Below are 16,439 nucleotides of genomic sequence, written 5' to 3' on the forward strand. Positions count from 1 at the left end.
ATGCGGTGCATGGCAGCCTCGCGGTACAAAAAGCTGGTCGACGCGCTCGCGTCCGACATCCGGACCGGGCGGCTCGCCGCGGGCGCGCGACTGCCGACACACCGCGGGCTCGCCGCCCGTGAGGGCATCGCCGTGGTGACCGCGACCCGGGTGTACGCCGAGTTGGAAGCGATGGGCCTGGTCAGCGGGGAACAGGGCCGCGGCACGTTCGTGCGTGACATCGCGGTCCCCGCCGGTCACGGCATCGACCAGCAGGTCGTCGCCACGGATGCGGTCGACCTCAACTTCAACTATCCGTCGCTGCCCGGACAGGCCGATCTCCTGCGGCAGGCCCTGCGCGAGGTGGCCACTTCCGGCGATCTCGACTCGCTGCTGCGCTACCAGCCACATCGAGGACGTCCCCAGGACAGAGCCTCGATCGCACGACACCTGAGGCGTCGGGGAATCACCACCGACGCGGACCGGATCCTCATCACCAACGGCGCCCAGCACGGCCTGGCCATCACCGTCATGGCCGCGCTCGACGCCGGCGACGTGGTCGCGGTCGACGCACTCACCTACCCGGGTTTCAAGGTGCTCGCGCATGCCTTTCATCTCGACCTGGAGCCCATCCCCGTAACCGCCGACGGGCCGGATCTCGATGCCCTCGAGAAGCTGTGCGCGACCCGCCCCGTCCGCGCGATCTACACCATGCCCACCCTGCACAACCCCCTGGGCTGGGTCATGCCGGCAACCGACCGGACCCGCCTGATCGAGATCGCTCGACAGCATGGCCCGCTCATCATCGAAGACGCCTCCTACGCCTACCTGGTCGAGGACCCTCCACCGCCGCTGGCCGCGACCGCGCCGGACATCACCGTCCACGTCTCGGGACTGTCCAAGAGCGTCGCCACCGGCCTCCGGGTCGGTTTCGTCGTCGCCCCGCCCGCCGTGGTGCCATCGCTCGAACGCGCGATCCGGGCGACCACTTGGAACACCCCGGCCCTCACCACCGCGATCGCCTGCCGCTGGCTCGAGGACGGCACGGTGGACCACCTGGAAGCACAGAAACGGGACGACGCCAGGACTCGCCAGGCACTGGCCGGACAGGAGTTGGCGGGCCTACCGCTCATCAGCCACCCCTCGTCCTACTTCGCCTGGCTGCCGCTGCCCGACGACGCACGCGCCGACCGCCTGACCGCCACGCTCGCGCGTCGGCACATCTCGGTGTCCACTGCCGAGCCGTTCACCACCTCGCCGCACACACCGCAAGCGATCCGCCTCGCCCTGGGCTCGACCGACCTGGCCAGTCTCCGGTCGACGCTGCGCATCGTGCGACAGGTCGCCGTCGAGGATGCCCACGCCTGAACCACCGGGCTCCGGCCGCGAGGAGGACGGGAGTGCCGGCCCCCGGGCCCGTGCAGGGGTGGAGCCTGGCGCTCTCTGGCGCTCAAGAGGTCAGCCCTGTCCGGGGCCTGGAGGCGCCGGACAGGGCTGCTGTGTGCGTGGGGGGTCAGCCCGCTGTGACCCTGATCTGTAGCGGGCCGCCGGGGACGGGCTTGCCGGTGGGTCCGCCGTAGGTGGTGGAGAGCCAGCCCGAGTCGATGACGGTGAACGACACTGTGTACGTGCCGGGAGCGAGACCTGAGGGGAGGTAGACGCCGAGCGTGGCAGTTCCGGCCGGGGAGACGCTGGTTCCGCCGGTCTCCTGGCCTTGGGTTGCGGTGCCGGTGCTGTCGTAGACAGCGGTTCGGAAGCCGTCGACGGGGGCGGTGGGATCCGTCACCGCGGCGGTGACGTACGCGGAGGTGCTGCTCAGCTTGGACTGCGGAACACTGGTGATGTTGAGCTTGGCTGAGGTCGCGGTCGGCGGGGTGGTGTCGGGGACGCCGCCGACGGTGAGCCCGGTGGCTGGGGCGTAGTAAGTGGTGCCGTACAGGGCGATGTCCCCGGCGCCGTCGGTGACGAGTACGCCGGTCAGGCCGCAAGTGCTGGCCTGGCCGTTGCTGGACTGCATCATGGTGGAGGACACCGAGTAGCTGCCGTCGGCGTTGTGGGTCGGTGTGGCAGCACCCTGGACGTAGCAGCCGCCCTGCCAGGTCAGTTGGACCGAGCTGACCCCGCTGCGGGCCCCGCTGATGTTCATGGACGTCTTGAAGGCGGTGTCGCCCTTCCAGCTGTTGACCGGGTTGGGCGTCGCGGTGAACTTGCTCGCGCTGAGCACCTCGTTGGAGGTGGCGGTCACCGGGGACTCGTTCAGGCCGCCGTAGACCTGGGTCTGGCCGGCGTTGTTGGTGAAGGAGACCGAGGACACGCTCCAGGTCCCGGAGGGGGATCCGGCCGGGATGAGGATCACGGCGTCGCACCTCGCCTCATGGATGTCTCCCTGGCAGGTGCCGTAGGGGTATCCGTATGCGTTCAACTCCTCGAACGAGCCGGTCGCGGTGGCGCCGCCGGGTCCGCTGACCGTCACGCTGCCCTTCCACAGCCCGGACTGGTAGTCCTGCGGGTTGACCGCGTACGAGAGGTACTGGTTGGTCCCGAGGTACAGGTACGGGGGGAAGGCGGACGACAGGCTGGCGATGTCGATGTCGGTGCTGATCGGGGTGACCGTGGAGGGTGCTGTTGTGGCGGTGAGCGTGTTGCCGGCGCCGGCCAGGGCGGATCCGGCCAGGATCGACTCCTGTTGGGTGGTGTTCTCGTACGCCGTCAGCAGGGATACGGTCCAGACGGCCGTCGTTGCACCGGAGTACTGCGGCACGGCGAAGGAGTAGCTGAAGTTCGCGGCCGTGGGGGTGCCGGAGACCAGGGTGGCCCCCTCGTACACGCTGCCGGTGGAGGCGTAGTCCACCAGATAGGGCTGGCCGATGTAGCTGTCCGGGGTGGTGCCCTTCTGCCTGATCACGATCTCGCCGACGATCTGGGTGGCGCCCGGGTCCGGGTCCGAGACCGACCAGGTGACGTTGACCGGCACGGCTCCCGACGAGGCGTCAGCGGTCGACTGGGCGAAGGCCGGGGTGGTGGCCTTGGGGCCGCTGTCGGCTCTGAAGTAGCCCTGGACGTCGGCGACGATGTCGGTGGTGCCGGCCCGGTTGTAGAAGTCCACCTTGCCGTCCGCCCCGACCGGGACGACCACCAGGTTCGGGACGGTCTGACCCTTGATGAAGTTGACGTTGGAGGCGGTGGGGACGGACTCGCCGTCCGGGTAGACGGTCAGGTAGCCACCGCTGGTGGCGTTCGTCGCGGTGACGTTCAGCACCACGGCGGTGATGGCGGAGGCAGGGCCGCCGGTGAACGGGACCACCGACAGACCGACGCTCTGGCCGGCGCCGACCGGACCCTTGACGCCACCGGTGCCGGTGCCCTTGCGGGTGTCCAGGACGCGGTTGCTCACCAGGTCGGTCAGATGCAGGAGCCCACCGGCGTTGGGGGCCCCGGGAAGGTAGTACCCCTGGATGTCGGCGATGACGTCGGTGGTGCCGGCCCGGTTGTAGAAGTCCACCTTGCCGTCCGCCCCGACCGGGACGACCACCAGGTTCGGGACGGTCTGACCCTTGATGAAGTTGATGTCGGAGGCGGTGGGGAGCGTCTGGCCGTCCGGGTAGACGGTCAGGTAGCCACCGCTGGTGGCGTTCGTCACGGTGACGTTCAGCACCACGGCGGAGGCGGCGTCCGGCACTCCCTGCACACCGCGCACCTGGAGCGGCAGGCTCTTGCCCGTACCGACCGGGGCTTTGACGCCGGCGGTGCCGGTGCCGTTGCGGGTGTCCAGGAGCCGGGTCGGGCCGTCGGCGACGTAGGTCGAGGCGGCCTTGTCCAGGGTGTAGTAGCCCGCGACGTCGGCAATGACGTCGGTCGCACCGGATCCGTCGTAGAAGCTCACCATGCCCAGACTGTCGACCGGCACCACGACCTGGTTGGCGACCGTCTGGCCTGCCTGGAAGTTCAGGTTCGAGGAGCTCGGCAGGACACCCTGGTTCCCGTACACCGCCAGGTAGCCGGCGGTGGTCGGGTTGGTGACGGTCACGTTCAGAACGACCGCGGTCGGGGTCACCGAGGGGTTGCCGGTGACCTGGGAGACGTCCAGCGCCAGCGGATTCTGGCCGACCTTCCGCTTCACTCCCCTGGTCCCGGTGCCGTCGCGGGTGTCCAGAACGCGCTTGGGACTCAACGGGACGAACCCGCCGGCCAACTGCCGCTCCTCGGGCAGGGAAATGGCGGGACGCACGGAGACTGCCGGCTTGCGCACGCTCGCCGAGCCGGTCTTCGAGTGCGTCTTTGAGCCGGAAGTCGACGCGGCCTTGGTGCCGGAGGCGGCTGTGGCGGTCGCGGATGTACGCGGGCCGGGGGTGGCTGCGACTGCCGACGCAGCCGCGGTGCCGACCGTACCGGAGGCGGTCATGGCGAGGGCGAGTGCTGCGGCGGTGCTCCACAGGCGCAGCCTGCCGCGGGCCGCCGAACCAACTATGGACATTTCATTCCGTATCATAGAAAGGCCCCGACTATTGCATAGCGGGGGCACAGCATGAACTGCGAGTTGACAGTGAAGCAGGCTTTTCGGCCGCGTGGCCCGGAATAAGCGCTGCAAAATGACAGGGCGGCAACGAATTAGCGGACATCCCACAGCAACCTGCGCAGATCAGCAGATTCTGGCTGCTACCGCAGGCTTCACGCGCTCGGGGTGCGCGGCAATCACCAACGGGCCCCTCGGTGAGCCGCCTTCGGGATTCGAACCCGAGACCTACGCATGACGAGACCACGAGCGATCGTGATGCCCGGTTCCGGCTCGTGCCTCCCCGTGTCGTTTTTCCTGATCAGAGCATGTACGGAGGGTTCTGCCATGACACCCTGTGCTACCTCGTCCGGGTAGCCATTGACACGCTCCTAGAGAGTGGCCACGGCAGCTGCTACCGCCCAGGAACCAGCCTGGTCAACGACGACGCAGACCTGGGCGGGGCGGGCCTCCGCGGAGTTGGCTCGGCCAGCCCTGACTGCAGCCCAGGGGCGTCGTCGTGCGGGTGCGGTTCTGCTCAGTGACCCAGCGCGCGAGGGAGACCAGCGTGCTCTCAACGCTCTCCGCCATGTGCGCGAGCAGGGCATCCAGGTCCGCGCGAGTGCTGCCCAGCACCGGGTCAAGGCTCAGGAGTTGCCAGGACTGCTGCACCGTGCCGCCAGGGGCGAGCCGCCAGACGCCCGAGTCACCTGTCAGGTGGCGCCGAGGTGCTGGACGTACCCCCCGGCCGATTGGTAGGCGGGCCAGCCGGGACTGCCGGTCTCCGCGAAGCTCGCCCATGATCGGTGGACCCAGGTGGCGAGCGCAGCGGGGGGTTCGGCCCTGCCGAGCAGCCCGCGAGGGCCGCGCAGCGAGGGCAGCGACAAGTGGTCGAAGACGAACGGCAACTCCATCACGTGGCTGGCGCCCAGTTGTCCGTCGACCGCGTCGGAGCGCCAGGCGAATTCGTAGCAGTACGTCCGCCCGGACGTGGCGCTCGCGTGTGCCGCAGCCAACTGCCGAGTGCCGGCCCTGAAGAGCCCGTCGCCGAGGATGATGGTGCGCAGTTCAGCGGCGGTAGCGAACGGATGCTGCGCTCGGTAAGCGCGGACGGCGTCGTCGGGGCGGGAGTGGAAGCGTGCTGCGGTGTCTCGGACATCGGTCTCGGTGGTGCTTGCCAGGACTCCCAACGGGGCCAGGTAGAGACTGCCTTCGTCGAGATTGGAGCCGATCAGCAGGTCGATGCCGCGTCCCCGGGCGGCGGCGATCGCGGTGGCGGGCTGTTGCTCGCTGACCAGGCTGAAGGCGGTGATTCCGCCGAGCGGGTCGTGGTGAGTGGGGGTGCTCAAGTCCAGGCCGGTCAGGCGGGGCAGGACGGCGACGAGACGCTCGGTGGCGATGTCGGCCAGGGCTTTGGCGGTGGGCTCGATGTCCAGCTCGCGTCCGACCTGCGTGGTGACGATGTCGGCCTGGTCCGGGGTGAAGGCACCGGTGCCGGTGCCGCTTTGGATGATGGCCCGCCGAACGAGGCCGGCGGAGGCCGGGTCGGCGAGGATGCCGCCGACGATGATTGCTCCGGCTGACTGGCCGAAGAGGGTGACGTTGCCGGGGTCGCCGCCGAAGCGGACGATGTTGTCCTGAATCCAGCGCAGGGCGGCGAGGACGTCGAGCATTCCGCGGTTGTCCGGCGCGTCCGGCAAGTGCAGGAAGCCGGGGATGCCCAGCCGGTAGTTGACGGTGATCAGGACGACGCCATCGCGGGCGTAAGTCGTTCCGTCGTAGAGGGGTGCGCGATTGGAACCGGCGACGAAACCTCCGCCGTGCACGAACACCATGACCGGCCTCGTCGGCCCGTCCGGCAGCGGGGCCCAGATGTTCACGGTGAGGTAGTCGTCGCCGCGCTGCCAGCCCGGGCCGAAGTAGGGCGACATGTCGAGGGTGCCGAAGGCGTCCCGGGTGGGCTGGGGTGCGGTCGGTCCCGGCTGTGTCGCGTCACGGACCACGGTCCACCGCTCGTGCGGGGTTGGCGCGGCGAAACGCCTGCGTCCGACGGGCGGTGCGGCGTAGGGCACGTTGAGAAAGGCCGTGCCGTGTTCATGGCGGCGGCCATGGATCGGGCCGGAGGTGGTGGTGACGGTGGCGAAATCGGCAGGCGCCATCTCGCTGCTCCTCCTTGCTGGTTGCTCTGGTGGGGGCTGCCGCTCCGGGTTGGCCGGAGCGGCGGCGGATTGGAACCAGGTGTCAGTACCGGGTGAACGGCGCCCACTTCTTGATCGCGAAGCCGCTGCCTTTGTCCTCGACCTCAAGGGCGCTGTGGCCGCTGAAGTGGGCAGGTAGCACGAGGGCGTTGACGTCGGCGGCCCATCCGAGCAGCCTGCGGCGGGTCGTGCGGGCCTGCGCCGGGTCCTGGCAGAAGCAGCTGTTGTGGTCCGGGTGTGTGACCTGGAGCGGGGTGTGTATCAAGTCGCCGGCGAGCAGCGCCCGGTCGCTGCCGGACTTCAGCTTGACGACGCTGGATCCGGGTGTGTGGCCTGGGGCTGTTTCCAGGCGCAGGTGCGCGTCGATGGCGTGGCTTCCCTCCCACAACTGCACCTGGCCTGCGGCGTACACGGGGGCCACGCTGTCCTCGAACACGTTCTCGTTGACGCCGCCGGCGATGTCCGGGTTGTTCGCCGGGTTCCAGAACTCGAAGTCGGCCTTGGGCATCATGTAGGTGGCGTTCGGAAAAGTGGGCACCCAGGCGCCGTCGACCAGCCGGGTGTTCCAACCAACGTGGTCGACGTGCAGGTGGGTGTTGACCACTAGGTCGACGTCCTCGGGCCGCACGCCGGCGCGCGCCAGGTTGCCGAGGTAGTCCAGCCGCAGGTGGTCCCACGCGGCGACGGCCGGGCGGGTCTTGTCGTTGCCGACGCCGGTGTCGACCAGGATGGTCTGGCCGCCGCTGCGCAACAGCCAGGTCTGCATGGCGACGTGCACCATGGCGTCATCGGCGCCCAGGTGGTCGGGCACGAGCGTCTCGCGGTGGTCCTGCCATGCCTGCTCAGGCAGGTCCGGGAAGAACTGGTCCGCGGGCATGATCGGCCCGTGCATCTCCTCGATCCGGGTGACTGTGACATCGCCCAAGGTGATCTCGTGCATGTCCTGCATGGTGTTTCTCCGTACGGTGAGGGTTCTTGGAGGGCTCGGGGCGGTGGACCTAGTCGTTCAGGTGGGCGAGGATCAGGTTGGGGTCCTTCGCCGTGAGATAGGCGGCGCTCAGCACGTAGACGGTGTCACCGCGCAGGGCGATGGACGTGGGGTTCTGCAGTCCGTCGGCCGAGGTCAGCACGATGGAGTGGCTGCCGTCGGGCTGGACGAGCGCGACCTCACCCGGGCCGTTGAGGGCGGCCAGCAGCTGATCGCCGTGGCCGGTGAAGGCGAAGTCGTCGATCCCCGGCAGACCGGTGGCCTCGGTTCGGGCCGAACCGGCGCGCCCGTCCCGAAGGATGGGGATGCGCAGGACGGAGCCCTTGTCGAGGTTGGTGGCCCAGACCGCGCCGTTGTGGATCTTCAGACCGTTGGCGCCCAGAAATCCGGTGGAGGCCAGTTCGGGGGCGGTGGACCAGGCGGTGGGGGTGCCACCGGTGGTGGGCACGGTCCAGATAGTGCCGAGCACGGAGTCGGTGACGTAGAGAGTACGGGTGCGAGGGTCCAGCGCCAGGCCGTTGGGCAGGCCGTCCGCGGGCAGCGCGGCGATGCGCTGCGGTTCGCCGCCGGGACGCAGGCGCCACACGCCAGTGAGGTCGGGGGTGCCGGTGGCGTAGAGGAAGTACAGGGTTCCGTCGTGGGAACGGACAATGCCGACGGTCAGCGGGAAGCCCAGGACCGGGGTGTGGATACCCCCGTCGGCGGGTTTGGGCAGGGTGGCCAGGATCCGGATGGTGCCCCTGGGGGAGACCTCGGCGATCTGGCGGCCCTCCGCGAAGGTGACGTACGCGGCGCCGCCCGGTGCCAGGGCGACGTTCTCCGGCGTCTGACCCTTGACCAGGTCGAAGTGCACAGCGATCCGCGCGCTGGTCAGCGGGGCGGAGACGGCCGACGCCGACACCGGAGTGAGCGCTGCGGCAGCCGCCGCAACAAGGACGGCCGCAGACAGGGCGGACGTGGAGAGCTTCTTGAACATGGTTCCTTCACCGGTTTTCGGGCATGCGGCAGCAGCACGCCGACGCACAGGCTGAGCAGGTGAGTTCTGCCCGGGGGCCACGCGGCCCCCGGGACTGCTCCCGGCGGCGGCCGGTCGTCGGCCGTGCCCGGGTGGGACGGGCGCTCGCAGGTGCCAGCCGAGCGCCCGGTGGCGTTGTGCGAGGTCAGGCAGTGCTGGCCCGGGGCCCCATCCGCGCCGGGTCGGCTGTGGCGGTGTCCTGGTTGATGGCCTGGGCGAGCAGGGCCAGCGCGGCCCGCGAGGGCGAGCCCGCCTCCGTGGTGGCGACCACGACGTTGGGGCCCGGCCCATGGCTCAGGGTCTGCTGAACCACCGTCAGTGGGCCGACCAGCGGGTGCCGCATCTCATAGGCGGCGACGGTGCACGCCTTGACCCGGTGGTCGGCCCACATCGAGGCGAACTCCGGGCTCTTGGCGCTCAGTTCACCCAGCAGCGCGTGCAACGCGGTGTCCTGCGGATGCTGCGCCGCCACCAGACGCAGATTCCCCACCACCGCCCTGGCCTTGCTCGGCCAGTCCGCGTACAGGTCGCGGGTATGACCGTCGAGGAACACCAGTTGGGCCATGTTGGGACGCTGCGCCGAAAGGTCCGGGGCACCAGGGTCGAGGTGCCCGGCGAACAGCGCGTGGCCCAGGCGATTCCACGCCAGCACGTCACTGCGCCGGCCGAGCACGATCGCCGGAACGTCCGCCAGCACGTCCAGCAACTGAGCCGTCGCCTCCGTAACGCGCTCCGGCCCAGGCCGCCGACCCCGAGTGCGATGCCGGTCCACCCCGACCAGGTCGTGCAGGTGCTGCCGCTCGGACTCGTCCAGCCGCAGAGCCCCGGCGATCGCGTCCAGTACCTCAGGCGAGGCGCTCAGTGACTGCCCCTGCTCCAGCCGGGTGTAGTAGGAGACGCTCACGCCCGCCAGCAGTGCCAACTCCTCGCGCCGAAGACCAGGCACACGCCGACGCTCCCCGTAGGTGGGTACCCCGATGTCCTCGGGCAGCAGTTGGGAGCGCCGCGCCTGCAGGAAGTCCCCGAGCTGCGATTTTCCGGTCATGGATCCGAGTATGGGCCGACGCGAAACGCACAGCCTGCCCCAGCTGTGGATAGGCACCAGCGGGTCCGACTCCCCGACCGGACCGCCGATGAAGCCGGTGCCGGTGATCCGGCATCCCTGATGGTCCTGCGGTCCAGCCCCGGCGACGCGGACAGCTCGCTCTTCGAGCATCCCGAGTACCACCGTGGCTGACTCCGCCCCGGCGGACCATGCCCGCCTTCGCCGGGGAGATCTTCGGGCCCGTCGCCCCCATCGTTCCGTTCCGGACCGACACCGAGGCAGTCGAGATCGCGAACGACACCGCATACGGCCTGGCAGTGGCTGTGCACTCCCGTTCGGTGCGGCGGGCCACCGCCGTCGCCGAGCCGTCCCGCCGCCCGGTCTTCTGCCACAGGGCGAGATGCGAGGTAGTGCATTCCTGTCCGGCTCGGATCGGGGGCTGCCACCCCGGCAAGTGGGGCAGTAACCATTCAGTAACGCTGTGCACACACCTCTCACAACCCTGGAACGCTGACGACCCGTCAACCACCTCAGGGGGAACAGCGCCATGACCACGCCTCAGTACGGCCAGCCCGCACCCGCAGCACCCGCGAAGAAGTCCAAAGCGAAAGGCTGCGCCGGAATCGGCTGCCTCGGCGTCGTCGCGATCGTCGCCGTCATCGGCATCGCGTCGGCCATGAGCGGGGGCAAGAACACGCCTACGGCCAGCAGCAGCCCGGCAGCCGGCGCGGCCACCCACGCCGCAGCAGCACCCGCAACCACTGCCGCAGCAGCGCCGGCCGCGGCCGACACCATCACCTACGTCGTCACCGGCAGCAGCAGCGCCGACGTCCAGTACGGGCCCGCCGGGTCCAGCAGCCAGGGCCACGTGCCGATGAGTATCACCAAGAAGCTCGGCACCCCGCAGTACGCCAGCATCTCCGTGCAACTCCAGGGCGGCGGCGCCGCGTCGTGCCAGATCGAGGTCAACGGCAAGGTGGTGTCCAAGGCCACCGCCAACGGGGGCTACAACATCGCGCAGTGCGAAATCTCGCAGGACCCGATCAACGGCGGCTGGATCGACACCAACGGCGGCTGAGTACCCTGATGTCGGCGCGCGCTCGCTACCAAGGGGAGGCGCGCGCCACACTGCCGCCCTGGGTCAGCGCCGACCCAGGACCGCCCGCGCAGCATCCGTCGCGGAAACCCGATCCCACGGCACCTGATGGCGATGCACCCAGAAGTCCACCTCCGCCGACGACCCGGCGCCGACATGCTCGGCGATCACGTTGCTGTTCTTGTCCAGGTCGATCAGCCTCACGGTCACCGCGCACCGTGCCGCGCAGTTGCGTGAGCGCATGGTGGCGGGGGAGCTGTGGAAGGAGCACGATCTCGTGTTCGCGCAGGCGGACGGGAAGCTGATCGACCCGCGCGCCGGCTGGGAGGAGTGGAAGGACATCCTCGCCGCGGCCGGCCTCCGGGACGCCCGGGTGCACGACAGTCGGCACACTGCAGGGACGCTGATGATCGAGTTCGGGATCAGCCCCCGTGTCGTGATGGAGATCTTGGGTCACTCGTCCATGCGCATGATGACCCACTACACCCACGCCGCCTCTCCGCTCGCTGCGGATGCGGCCTCGAAGATGGGTGACGCGCTATGGGGTTGATCATGACTACTGCAACTAGAACTGCCACTGGACGAAAAAGCGGCCTGCCGCTTCCGACGGGAAGCAGCAGGCCACAGGCTGAGCCGCCTTCGGGATTCGAACCCGAGACCTACGCATTACGAGTGCGTTGCTCTGGCCAACTGAGCTAAGGCGGCGATGTCGACGGTCTGTGACCGGCAACGGGGGTTAGTCTACACAGTCCGCAGGGGTGATCCTTACGGGGTTTCGGGGGTCGCGGGTGGCGGGGCGGGTCAGCCGGTGGAGGCGGTGGCGAGCTTGGCGGCGAAGCCGATGAAGAGGGCGGCGACACCGGTGGTGAGGCCGGCCGAGAGGCGGCGACGGCGGCGGAAGGCGTTGGCCAGGGCGGTGCCGGCGAGTATCAGCGTGGTGAGGTAGAGCACGCTGAAGAGCTGGAGCGTCGCGCCCAGGATCACGAAGGAGAGCGCCAGCTGCCCGTAGCCGGGGTCGACGAACTGCACGAAGAAGGACAGCAGGAAGAGGATCGCCTTCGGGTTCAGCAGGCTGATCACCAGCGCCCGGCGGAACGGGCGCTCGCGCTCGTCCAGGGGGGCGGCCTCGGGGGCGGTGGCGTCGGCCTTGCGTTCGCGCCACATCTGCCGGGCCGACTTGAGCATGCCGTAGCCGATGTAGACGAGATACGCCGCGCCGACCAGCTTTACCACGTCGAAGACCAGCGGGGTGGCCTTGAGCAGGGAGGCGGCGCCGAGAGAGGTGAGCAGGATCAGCGTGGTGTCCCCGATGAACACCCCGCAGGCCGAACGGAAGCCGGTGCGGACGCCGCGGCGGGCGGCCACCGAGAGCACGTACATCGAGTTGGGCCCTGGGAGAAGGACGATCAGCAGGGCGCCGACAGCGTAGGTGCCGTAGTGGACAACTCCGAACATGCCTGCCGCCTCGTCCCTCTCCGAAAGATTGGAGCACCGCACCACAGGTTGGTGCGATGAAAGGATTGTGGCACCAAATGGGTCCTTACTTGTACCCGATTAGTCGCACATGGTGCCCTTGGCCGGAGTGGCGCCGGTCAGCAGGTAGGTGTTGACGTCGTTGTCCACGCACGTGCTGCCGCGCTCGTACGCGGTGTGCCCGTCGCCGTTGAAGGAGAGCAGCGTCCCGGAGTCGAGCTGGGCCGCCAGGGCCTGGGCCCAGGCGTAGGGGGTGGCCGGGTCGCGGGTGGTGCCGACGACCAGGATCGGGGCCGCGCCCTTGGCCGGGATGGTGTGCGGCTCGCCGGTGGGCTTCACCGGCCAGGAGGCGCAGGACAGGCCGGACCAGGCCAGCGTCGTGCCGAAGTGCGGGGACGCCTTCTGGTAGGTGGCGAGCTGCTGCTCCACCTCCTGCGGCGTGGTCGCCGCCGGGGCCAGGTCCAGGCAGTTGACCGCGGCGTTGGCGGCCATCAGGTTCTGGTACTGGCCCGAGGCGGACCGCTCGTAGTACTGGTCGGACAGGGCCAGCAGCCCGCTGCCGTTGCCGGCCACGGCCTGGGTCAGCGCCGCGCGGAGGATCGGCCACTGCCCCTGGTCGTACATGGCGGAGATCACACCGGTCGTGCCCAGCGCCTCGCCCAGCGGCCGGGACGGGGAGTCGGTGGGGAGCGGATGCTTGTCCCAGGAGAGGAACAGGGCGTCGAGCCTGGTCCCGGCCTGCTTGGTGGTCGAGCCGAGCGGGCAGTTGCTCTGCTTCACGCAGTCGGCCGCGAAGGCGTTGAACGCCGTCTCGAAGCCGCCGGCCTGCTGGCTGTCGAGCTGCAGCGCGTCCAGTGAGGGGTTCATTGCGCCGTCCAGCACCAGGTGGCCGACCCGGGACGGGAACAGCCCCGCGTAGGTGGCGCCGAGGAAGGTCCCGTAGGACTTGCCCAGGTAGTTGAGCCTGGCGTCGCCGAGCAGGGCGCGCAGGACGTCCATGTCCTTCGCCGCCTCCACCGTGCTGACATGTCCGAGCAGCGCGCCGGAGTGCTGTTCGCAGCCCTGCGCGAAGGTCTTGTCGGCCGCGAGCAGGGTGTTGATCCCGGCCTGCGAGTCGGGGGTGGTGTCGGTGGCGGTGAAGGCGTCCATCTGCTGGTTCGTCAGACAGGTCACCGGGGTGCTCCGGTTGACCCCGCGCGGGTCCATTCCGACGATGTCGTACGCGTTCCGGATCACGGTCGGGAAGCTGGTCGCCGCGTACTCGGCGTAGTCGATCGCGGAGCCGCCCGGGCCACCCGGGTTGACCAGCAGCGATCCGAGGTGCTGGGACCCCTGGCCGGTCGCCTTGCGCCGGACCACCGCGAGCGAGATGTCGGCGGAGCCCGACCCCGGGTTCGCGTAGTCCAGCGGGACCTTCATCGTGGCGCACTGGAAGCCCGCGTCGCAGCCGCTGGTGGTCCAGGTCAGCTTCTGGCTGTAGTAGCGCTGCAGGTCGGCCGGGATCGCGGCGGACAGCGGCTCCAGCACCGGAGCGGACGACGTGGCTGCGCCGGCTGACGCGGAGCCTGTCGACGCGGCGGCGGACGAGGCGGCGTCCGAGCCTGCGCCGGTGCTGCGGGGAGGAGCGGGCGCGGGGGAACTGCACCCGGCCACCACGACCAGGCTCGCGGACAGCACTGTCGCTGTGGCGAACCGCCGTACTACGTTCATCCGAACCTCAACTCTCTCTGCACGCAGAGGGTACCGTTCGATGCTGAGAGTCACCGCGCTGTTCCCTGCCCTGGTGTCGGCCCTGTCACCTGCGTCGCCGCCTGCCCGGACGCGGCCAGAAGCTCCGTCAGATACCCGGCGCCCTGGCGCACCAGGCGGAAGCGCTCCCGCTCGGGGGAGAAGTCCTGGGCGGTGGCGACCGTGCGCAGGTCGGTGTGCGGACGGGCCGCCAGAGCGCCGCGGAGCCGCGCGGTCGACTGCTGGCCCGCCGTGTCGGCGGCGGTGTCGGCGAGCAGCAGATGGGCGGTCCCGGGTGCGGTGACGCTCGGTCCGCGCAGCGGGAGCAGCGCCTCGTAGCGTCCGGACAGTCCGGCCGCGGCGGTGAAGAGGGCCGGGCGCGCCAGCTCCTCGGCCACCGCGCAGGGTGCGCCGGCGCCCAGCCCCAGCAGCGCCCAGCCCTGGGCGTCCTTCCGGACGTGGAAGCGGGCGGCCAGGGCCCGGCGCAGCTGCTCGGCCGGCGAATACGCGGCGGGGTCGCAGTCCGCGAGCGGCGCGACCGCGACGAAGGGGTTGGCACGGCCCAGCTCGGCGGCGCTCTGCAGGCCGTCGAGGACCGATCCGAGCTGGGCGGGGAGGGTGCGTACCAGGAGGACCTGGAGCGGCGCGGCGTGTCCCGGGTACTGCTTCGGCAGCCACACCCTGAGCCGCCCGGGGACTCCGGGGAGCGCGCCCTCCAACAGCTGGCCGCCCGAGGGGTGACCCACCATCAGCAGCCCGACGGACGAGGCCACAGGTGCAGGTGCGCCGGCCGGCGTACGGGGGGTGGGGCTCTGCGGGTGGACGGGCGCGGCCGCGGCGTGGAACGGGCGCGCCACCGCCGACCCGGCGCCTGCGGGTGACAGCCCGACCGCGACGCCGCCCGCGCAGACGCAGCCGAGCGCCACGACGGCCGCCGCGCCGCGCAGAGCCGTGCCCCGGTAACAGGGCGTCAACTCGTACACCAGTCCGGCCTGCTGTTCACGCCAGGCAGCGAGGGCGCTTCCCCCCGCCCACACCGCGGCCACCACTCCGAACAGCGCCAAACCCGCCCACCACAAGATCATCCAGTGGCCATCCCCCGCCTCGCGCGGCAATCATCACCGAGGACGCCAAGTGTCACCCGAAGGAAGCAGCGCCTCCTAGCCCGCGCGCAGCGCGACCGCCATGGCCTCGACGGCCAGCAGCGGGGCGACATTGCGCTCCAGCGCGGTACGGCAGGCCAGGACGGCTTCGATCCTGCGCAGCGTCCCCTCCGGACGGGACTCCCCGGCGACCCGTTCCACGGCTGCCCGCATCTCCTCGTTGGAGAGCTCGCCCGCGGCGCCGAACTGCACGGCCAGCACATCGCGGTAGAAGGAGGAGAGGTCGATCAGCGCCCGGTCCAGGCTGTCCCGCTGGGTGCGGGTGGCCCGGCGCTTCTGCCGGTCCTCCAGCTCCTTCATCGCCCCGGCCGTACCGCGCGGCATCCTGCCACCGACGCCGGCCGCGGCGCCCAGGGCGGCCCGCAGGTCCTCGGTCTCCTTGGCGTCGACCTCCTCGGCGACCTGTTTGGCGTCCGCGGCCGCCGCGTCGACCAGGCTCTGCGCGCCGGCCAGGCAGGCGCCGAGGTCGGCAACGCGCAGCGGCAGCTTCAGCACCTCGGCCCGGCGCTCGCGCGCTCCCGCGTCCAGCGCCAGCCTGCGGGCCCGTCCGATGTGGCCCTGGGCGGCGCGGGCGGCGAAGGCCGCCATCCCCGGCTCGATGCCGTCCCTGCGCACCAGCACGTCGGCGACCGCGGCCACCGGCGGGGTCCGCAGCACCAGCAGCCGGCAGCGGGAGCGGATCGTCGGCAGCGCGTCCTCCACGGACGGGGCGCAGAGCAGCCACACCGTCCGCTGCGCCGGCTCCTCGATGGCCTTGAGCAGGACGTTGGCCGCACCCTCGGTGAGCCGGTCGGAGTCCTCCAGGATGATCACCTGCCAACGGCCGCCGGCCGGGGACATCGACGCGCTGCGGACCAGCTCCCTGGTCTCCTTCACGCCGATGCTGAGAACGTCCGTGCGCACCGACTCCACATCGGCGTGGCTGCCGATCAGCGCGGTGTGGCAGCCCTCGCAGAAGCCGCAGCCCGGCACCCCGCCGAGCTCCAGATCCGGCGAGGTGCACTGGAGCGCGGCGGCGAAGGCGCGGGCCGCGGTGGCCATGCCGGAGCCGGGCGGCCCCGTGAACAGCCAGGCATGCGTCATTCCCGTGGTGCCGGCCGCGGCGGGCGCGGCCTGCTCCTCCGCGCCGCTGCTCCGGCCGCCCTCCAGGACCAACCGTGCCGACCTGGCGGCGGCGACGAGCTGCTCCACCACCTGTTCCTGGCCGACCAGGTCGTCCCACACGCTCACGATGTCTCCGGTCCGGTCGTGCCCGACTGCTG

14 protein-coding genes and 1 tRNA gene are annotated in these 16,439 nt (G+C 70.4%); 4 read left to right on the plus strand and 11 right to left on the minus strand.

Annotated elements, in window-relative coordinates:
* Positions 1 to 9: 9 nt before the first annotated feature.
* Positions 10 to 1,347 carry a PLP-dependent aminotransferase family protein gene (locus ABH941_RS30475; RefSeq protein ID WP_370132795.1) on the plus strand — a complete coding sequence of 446 codons (1,338 nt, stop codon included), beginning with the start codon at positions 10 to 12 and terminating at the stop codon, positions 1,345 to 1,347.
* 145 nt (positions 1,348 to 1,492) lie between these two features.
* Here ABH941_RS30475 and ABH941_RS30480 read toward each other — a convergent pair whose 3' ends face one another.
* The 5 genes from ABH941_RS30480 to ABH941_RS30500 all read right to left on the minus strand — a co-directional run bounded on the left by ABH941_RS30480 (position 1,493) and on the right by ABH941_RS30500 (position 9,717).
* Positions 1,493 to 4,453: a hypothetical protein gene (locus tag ABH941_RS30480; RefSeq protein ID WP_370132796.1), complete on the minus strand. Its 2,961-nt coding sequence runs from the start codon at positions 4,451 to 4,453 to the stop codon at positions 1,493 to 1,495.
* 731 nt (positions 4,454 to 5,184) lie between these two features.
* The gene (locus ABH941_RS30485; protein ID WP_370132797.1) at positions 5,185 to 6,630 is read right to left on the minus strand and encodes a carboxylesterase/lipase family protein; all 1,446 of its coding nucleotides are present in this window, start codon (positions 6,628 to 6,630) and stop codon (positions 5,185 to 5,187) included.
* An 82-nt stretch (positions 6,631 to 6,712) separates the two neighbouring features.
* Positions 6,713 to 7,609 carry an MBL fold metallo-hydrolase gene (locus tag ABH941_RS30490; RefSeq protein ID WP_370132798.1) on the minus strand — a complete coding sequence of 299 codons (897 nt, stop codon included), beginning with the start codon at positions 7,607 to 7,609 and terminating at the stop codon, positions 6,713 to 6,715.
* A 58-nt stretch (positions 7,610 to 7,667) separates the two neighbouring features.
* On the minus strand, positions 7,668 to 8,633 hold the full coding sequence (locus ABH941_RS30495; protein ID WP_370132799.1) for an SMP-30/gluconolactonase/LRE family protein: 966 nt from the start codon (positions 8,631 to 8,633) through the stop codon (positions 7,668 to 7,670).
* Positions 8,634 to 8,817: 184 nt separating this feature from the next.
* The gene (locus ABH941_RS30500) at positions 8,818 to 9,717 is read right to left on the minus strand and encodes a helix-turn-helix domain-containing protein (RefSeq protein ID WP_370132800.1); all 900 of its coding nucleotides are present in this window, start codon (positions 9,715 to 9,717) and stop codon (positions 8,818 to 8,820) included.
* 209 nt (positions 9,718 to 9,926) lie between these two features.
* Between ABH941_RS30500 and ABH941_RS30505 the strand changes: the two genes are divergently transcribed.
* Both ABH941_RS30505 and ABH941_RS30510 read left to right on the plus strand, forming a co-directional pair.
* The gene (locus ABH941_RS30505; RefSeq protein WP_370132801.1) at positions 9,927 to 10,268 is read left to right on the plus strand and encodes an aldehyde dehydrogenase family protein; all 342 of its coding nucleotides are present in this window, start codon (positions 9,927 to 9,929) and stop codon (positions 10,266 to 10,268) included.
* Positions 10,265 to 10,795: a hypothetical protein gene (locus tag ABH941_RS30510; protein ID WP_370132802.1), complete on the plus strand. Its 531-nt coding sequence runs from the start codon at positions 10,265 to 10,267 to the stop codon at positions 10,793 to 10,795. The genes ABH941_RS30505 and ABH941_RS30510 overlap by 4 nt, the downstream gene beginning before the upstream one ends.
* Positions 10,796 to 10,858: 63 nt before the next feature.
* Here the strand turns inward: ABH941_RS30510 and ABH941_RS30515 are convergent, their stop codons facing one another.
* A complete protein-coding gene (locus ABH941_RS30515; protein ID WP_370132803.1) occupies positions 10,859 to 11,017 on the minus strand; it encodes a hypothetical protein in 159 nt (52 codons plus the stop codon).
* Between ABH941_RS30515 and ABH941_RS30520 the strand changes: the two genes are divergently transcribed.
* Positions 10,995 to 11,363 carry a tyrosine-type recombinase/integrase gene (locus tag ABH941_RS30520; protein WP_370132804.1) on the plus strand — a complete coding sequence of 123 codons (369 nt, stop codon included), beginning with the start codon at positions 10,995 to 10,997 and terminating at the stop codon, positions 11,361 to 11,363. The genes ABH941_RS30515 and ABH941_RS30520 overlap by 23 nt on opposite strands.
* An 81-nt stretch (positions 11,364 to 11,444) precedes the next feature.
* Here the strand turns inward: ABH941_RS30520 and ABH941_RS30525 are convergent.
* The 5 genes from ABH941_RS30525 to ABH941_RS30545 form a co-directional block, all read right to left on the minus strand.
* Positions 11,445 to 11,518: transfer RNA gene (locus ABH941_RS30525), tRNA-Thr, on the minus strand.
* Between the two features lie 96 nt (positions 11,519 to 11,614).
* Positions 11,615 to 12,268, minus strand: a complete 654-nt coding sequence (gene leuE, locus ABH941_RS30530) for a leucine efflux protein LeuE (RefSeq protein ID WP_370132805.1) — start codon at positions 12,266 to 12,268, stop codon at positions 11,615 to 11,617.
* Between the two features lie 99 nt (positions 12,269 to 12,367).
* Positions 12,368 to 13,996: an alpha/beta hydrolase gene (locus ABH941_RS30535; protein WP_370132806.1), complete on the minus strand. Its 1,629-nt coding sequence runs from the start codon at positions 13,994 to 13,996 to the stop codon at positions 12,368 to 12,370.
* 50 nt (positions 13,997 to 14,046) lie between these two features.
* Positions 14,047 to 15,099, minus strand: a complete 1,053-nt coding sequence (locus ABH941_RS30540) for a hypothetical protein (RefSeq protein WP_370132807.1) — start codon at positions 15,097 to 15,099, stop codon at positions 14,047 to 14,049.
* 75 nt (positions 15,100 to 15,174) lie between these two features.
* Positions 15,175 to 16,407 (minus strand): DNA polymerase III subunit delta', encoded by a 1,233-nt coding sequence (locus ABH941_RS30545; protein WP_370132808.1) that lies wholly within the window; start codon positions 16,405 to 16,407, stop codon positions 15,175 to 15,177.
* Positions 16,408 to 16,439: the final 32 nt, after the last annotated feature.

Source organism: Streptacidiphilus sp. EB103A (assembly GCF_041261405.1).
Taxonomy (GTDB): Bacteria; Actinomycetota; Actinomycetes; order Streptomycetales; family Streptomycetaceae; genus Streptacidiphilus.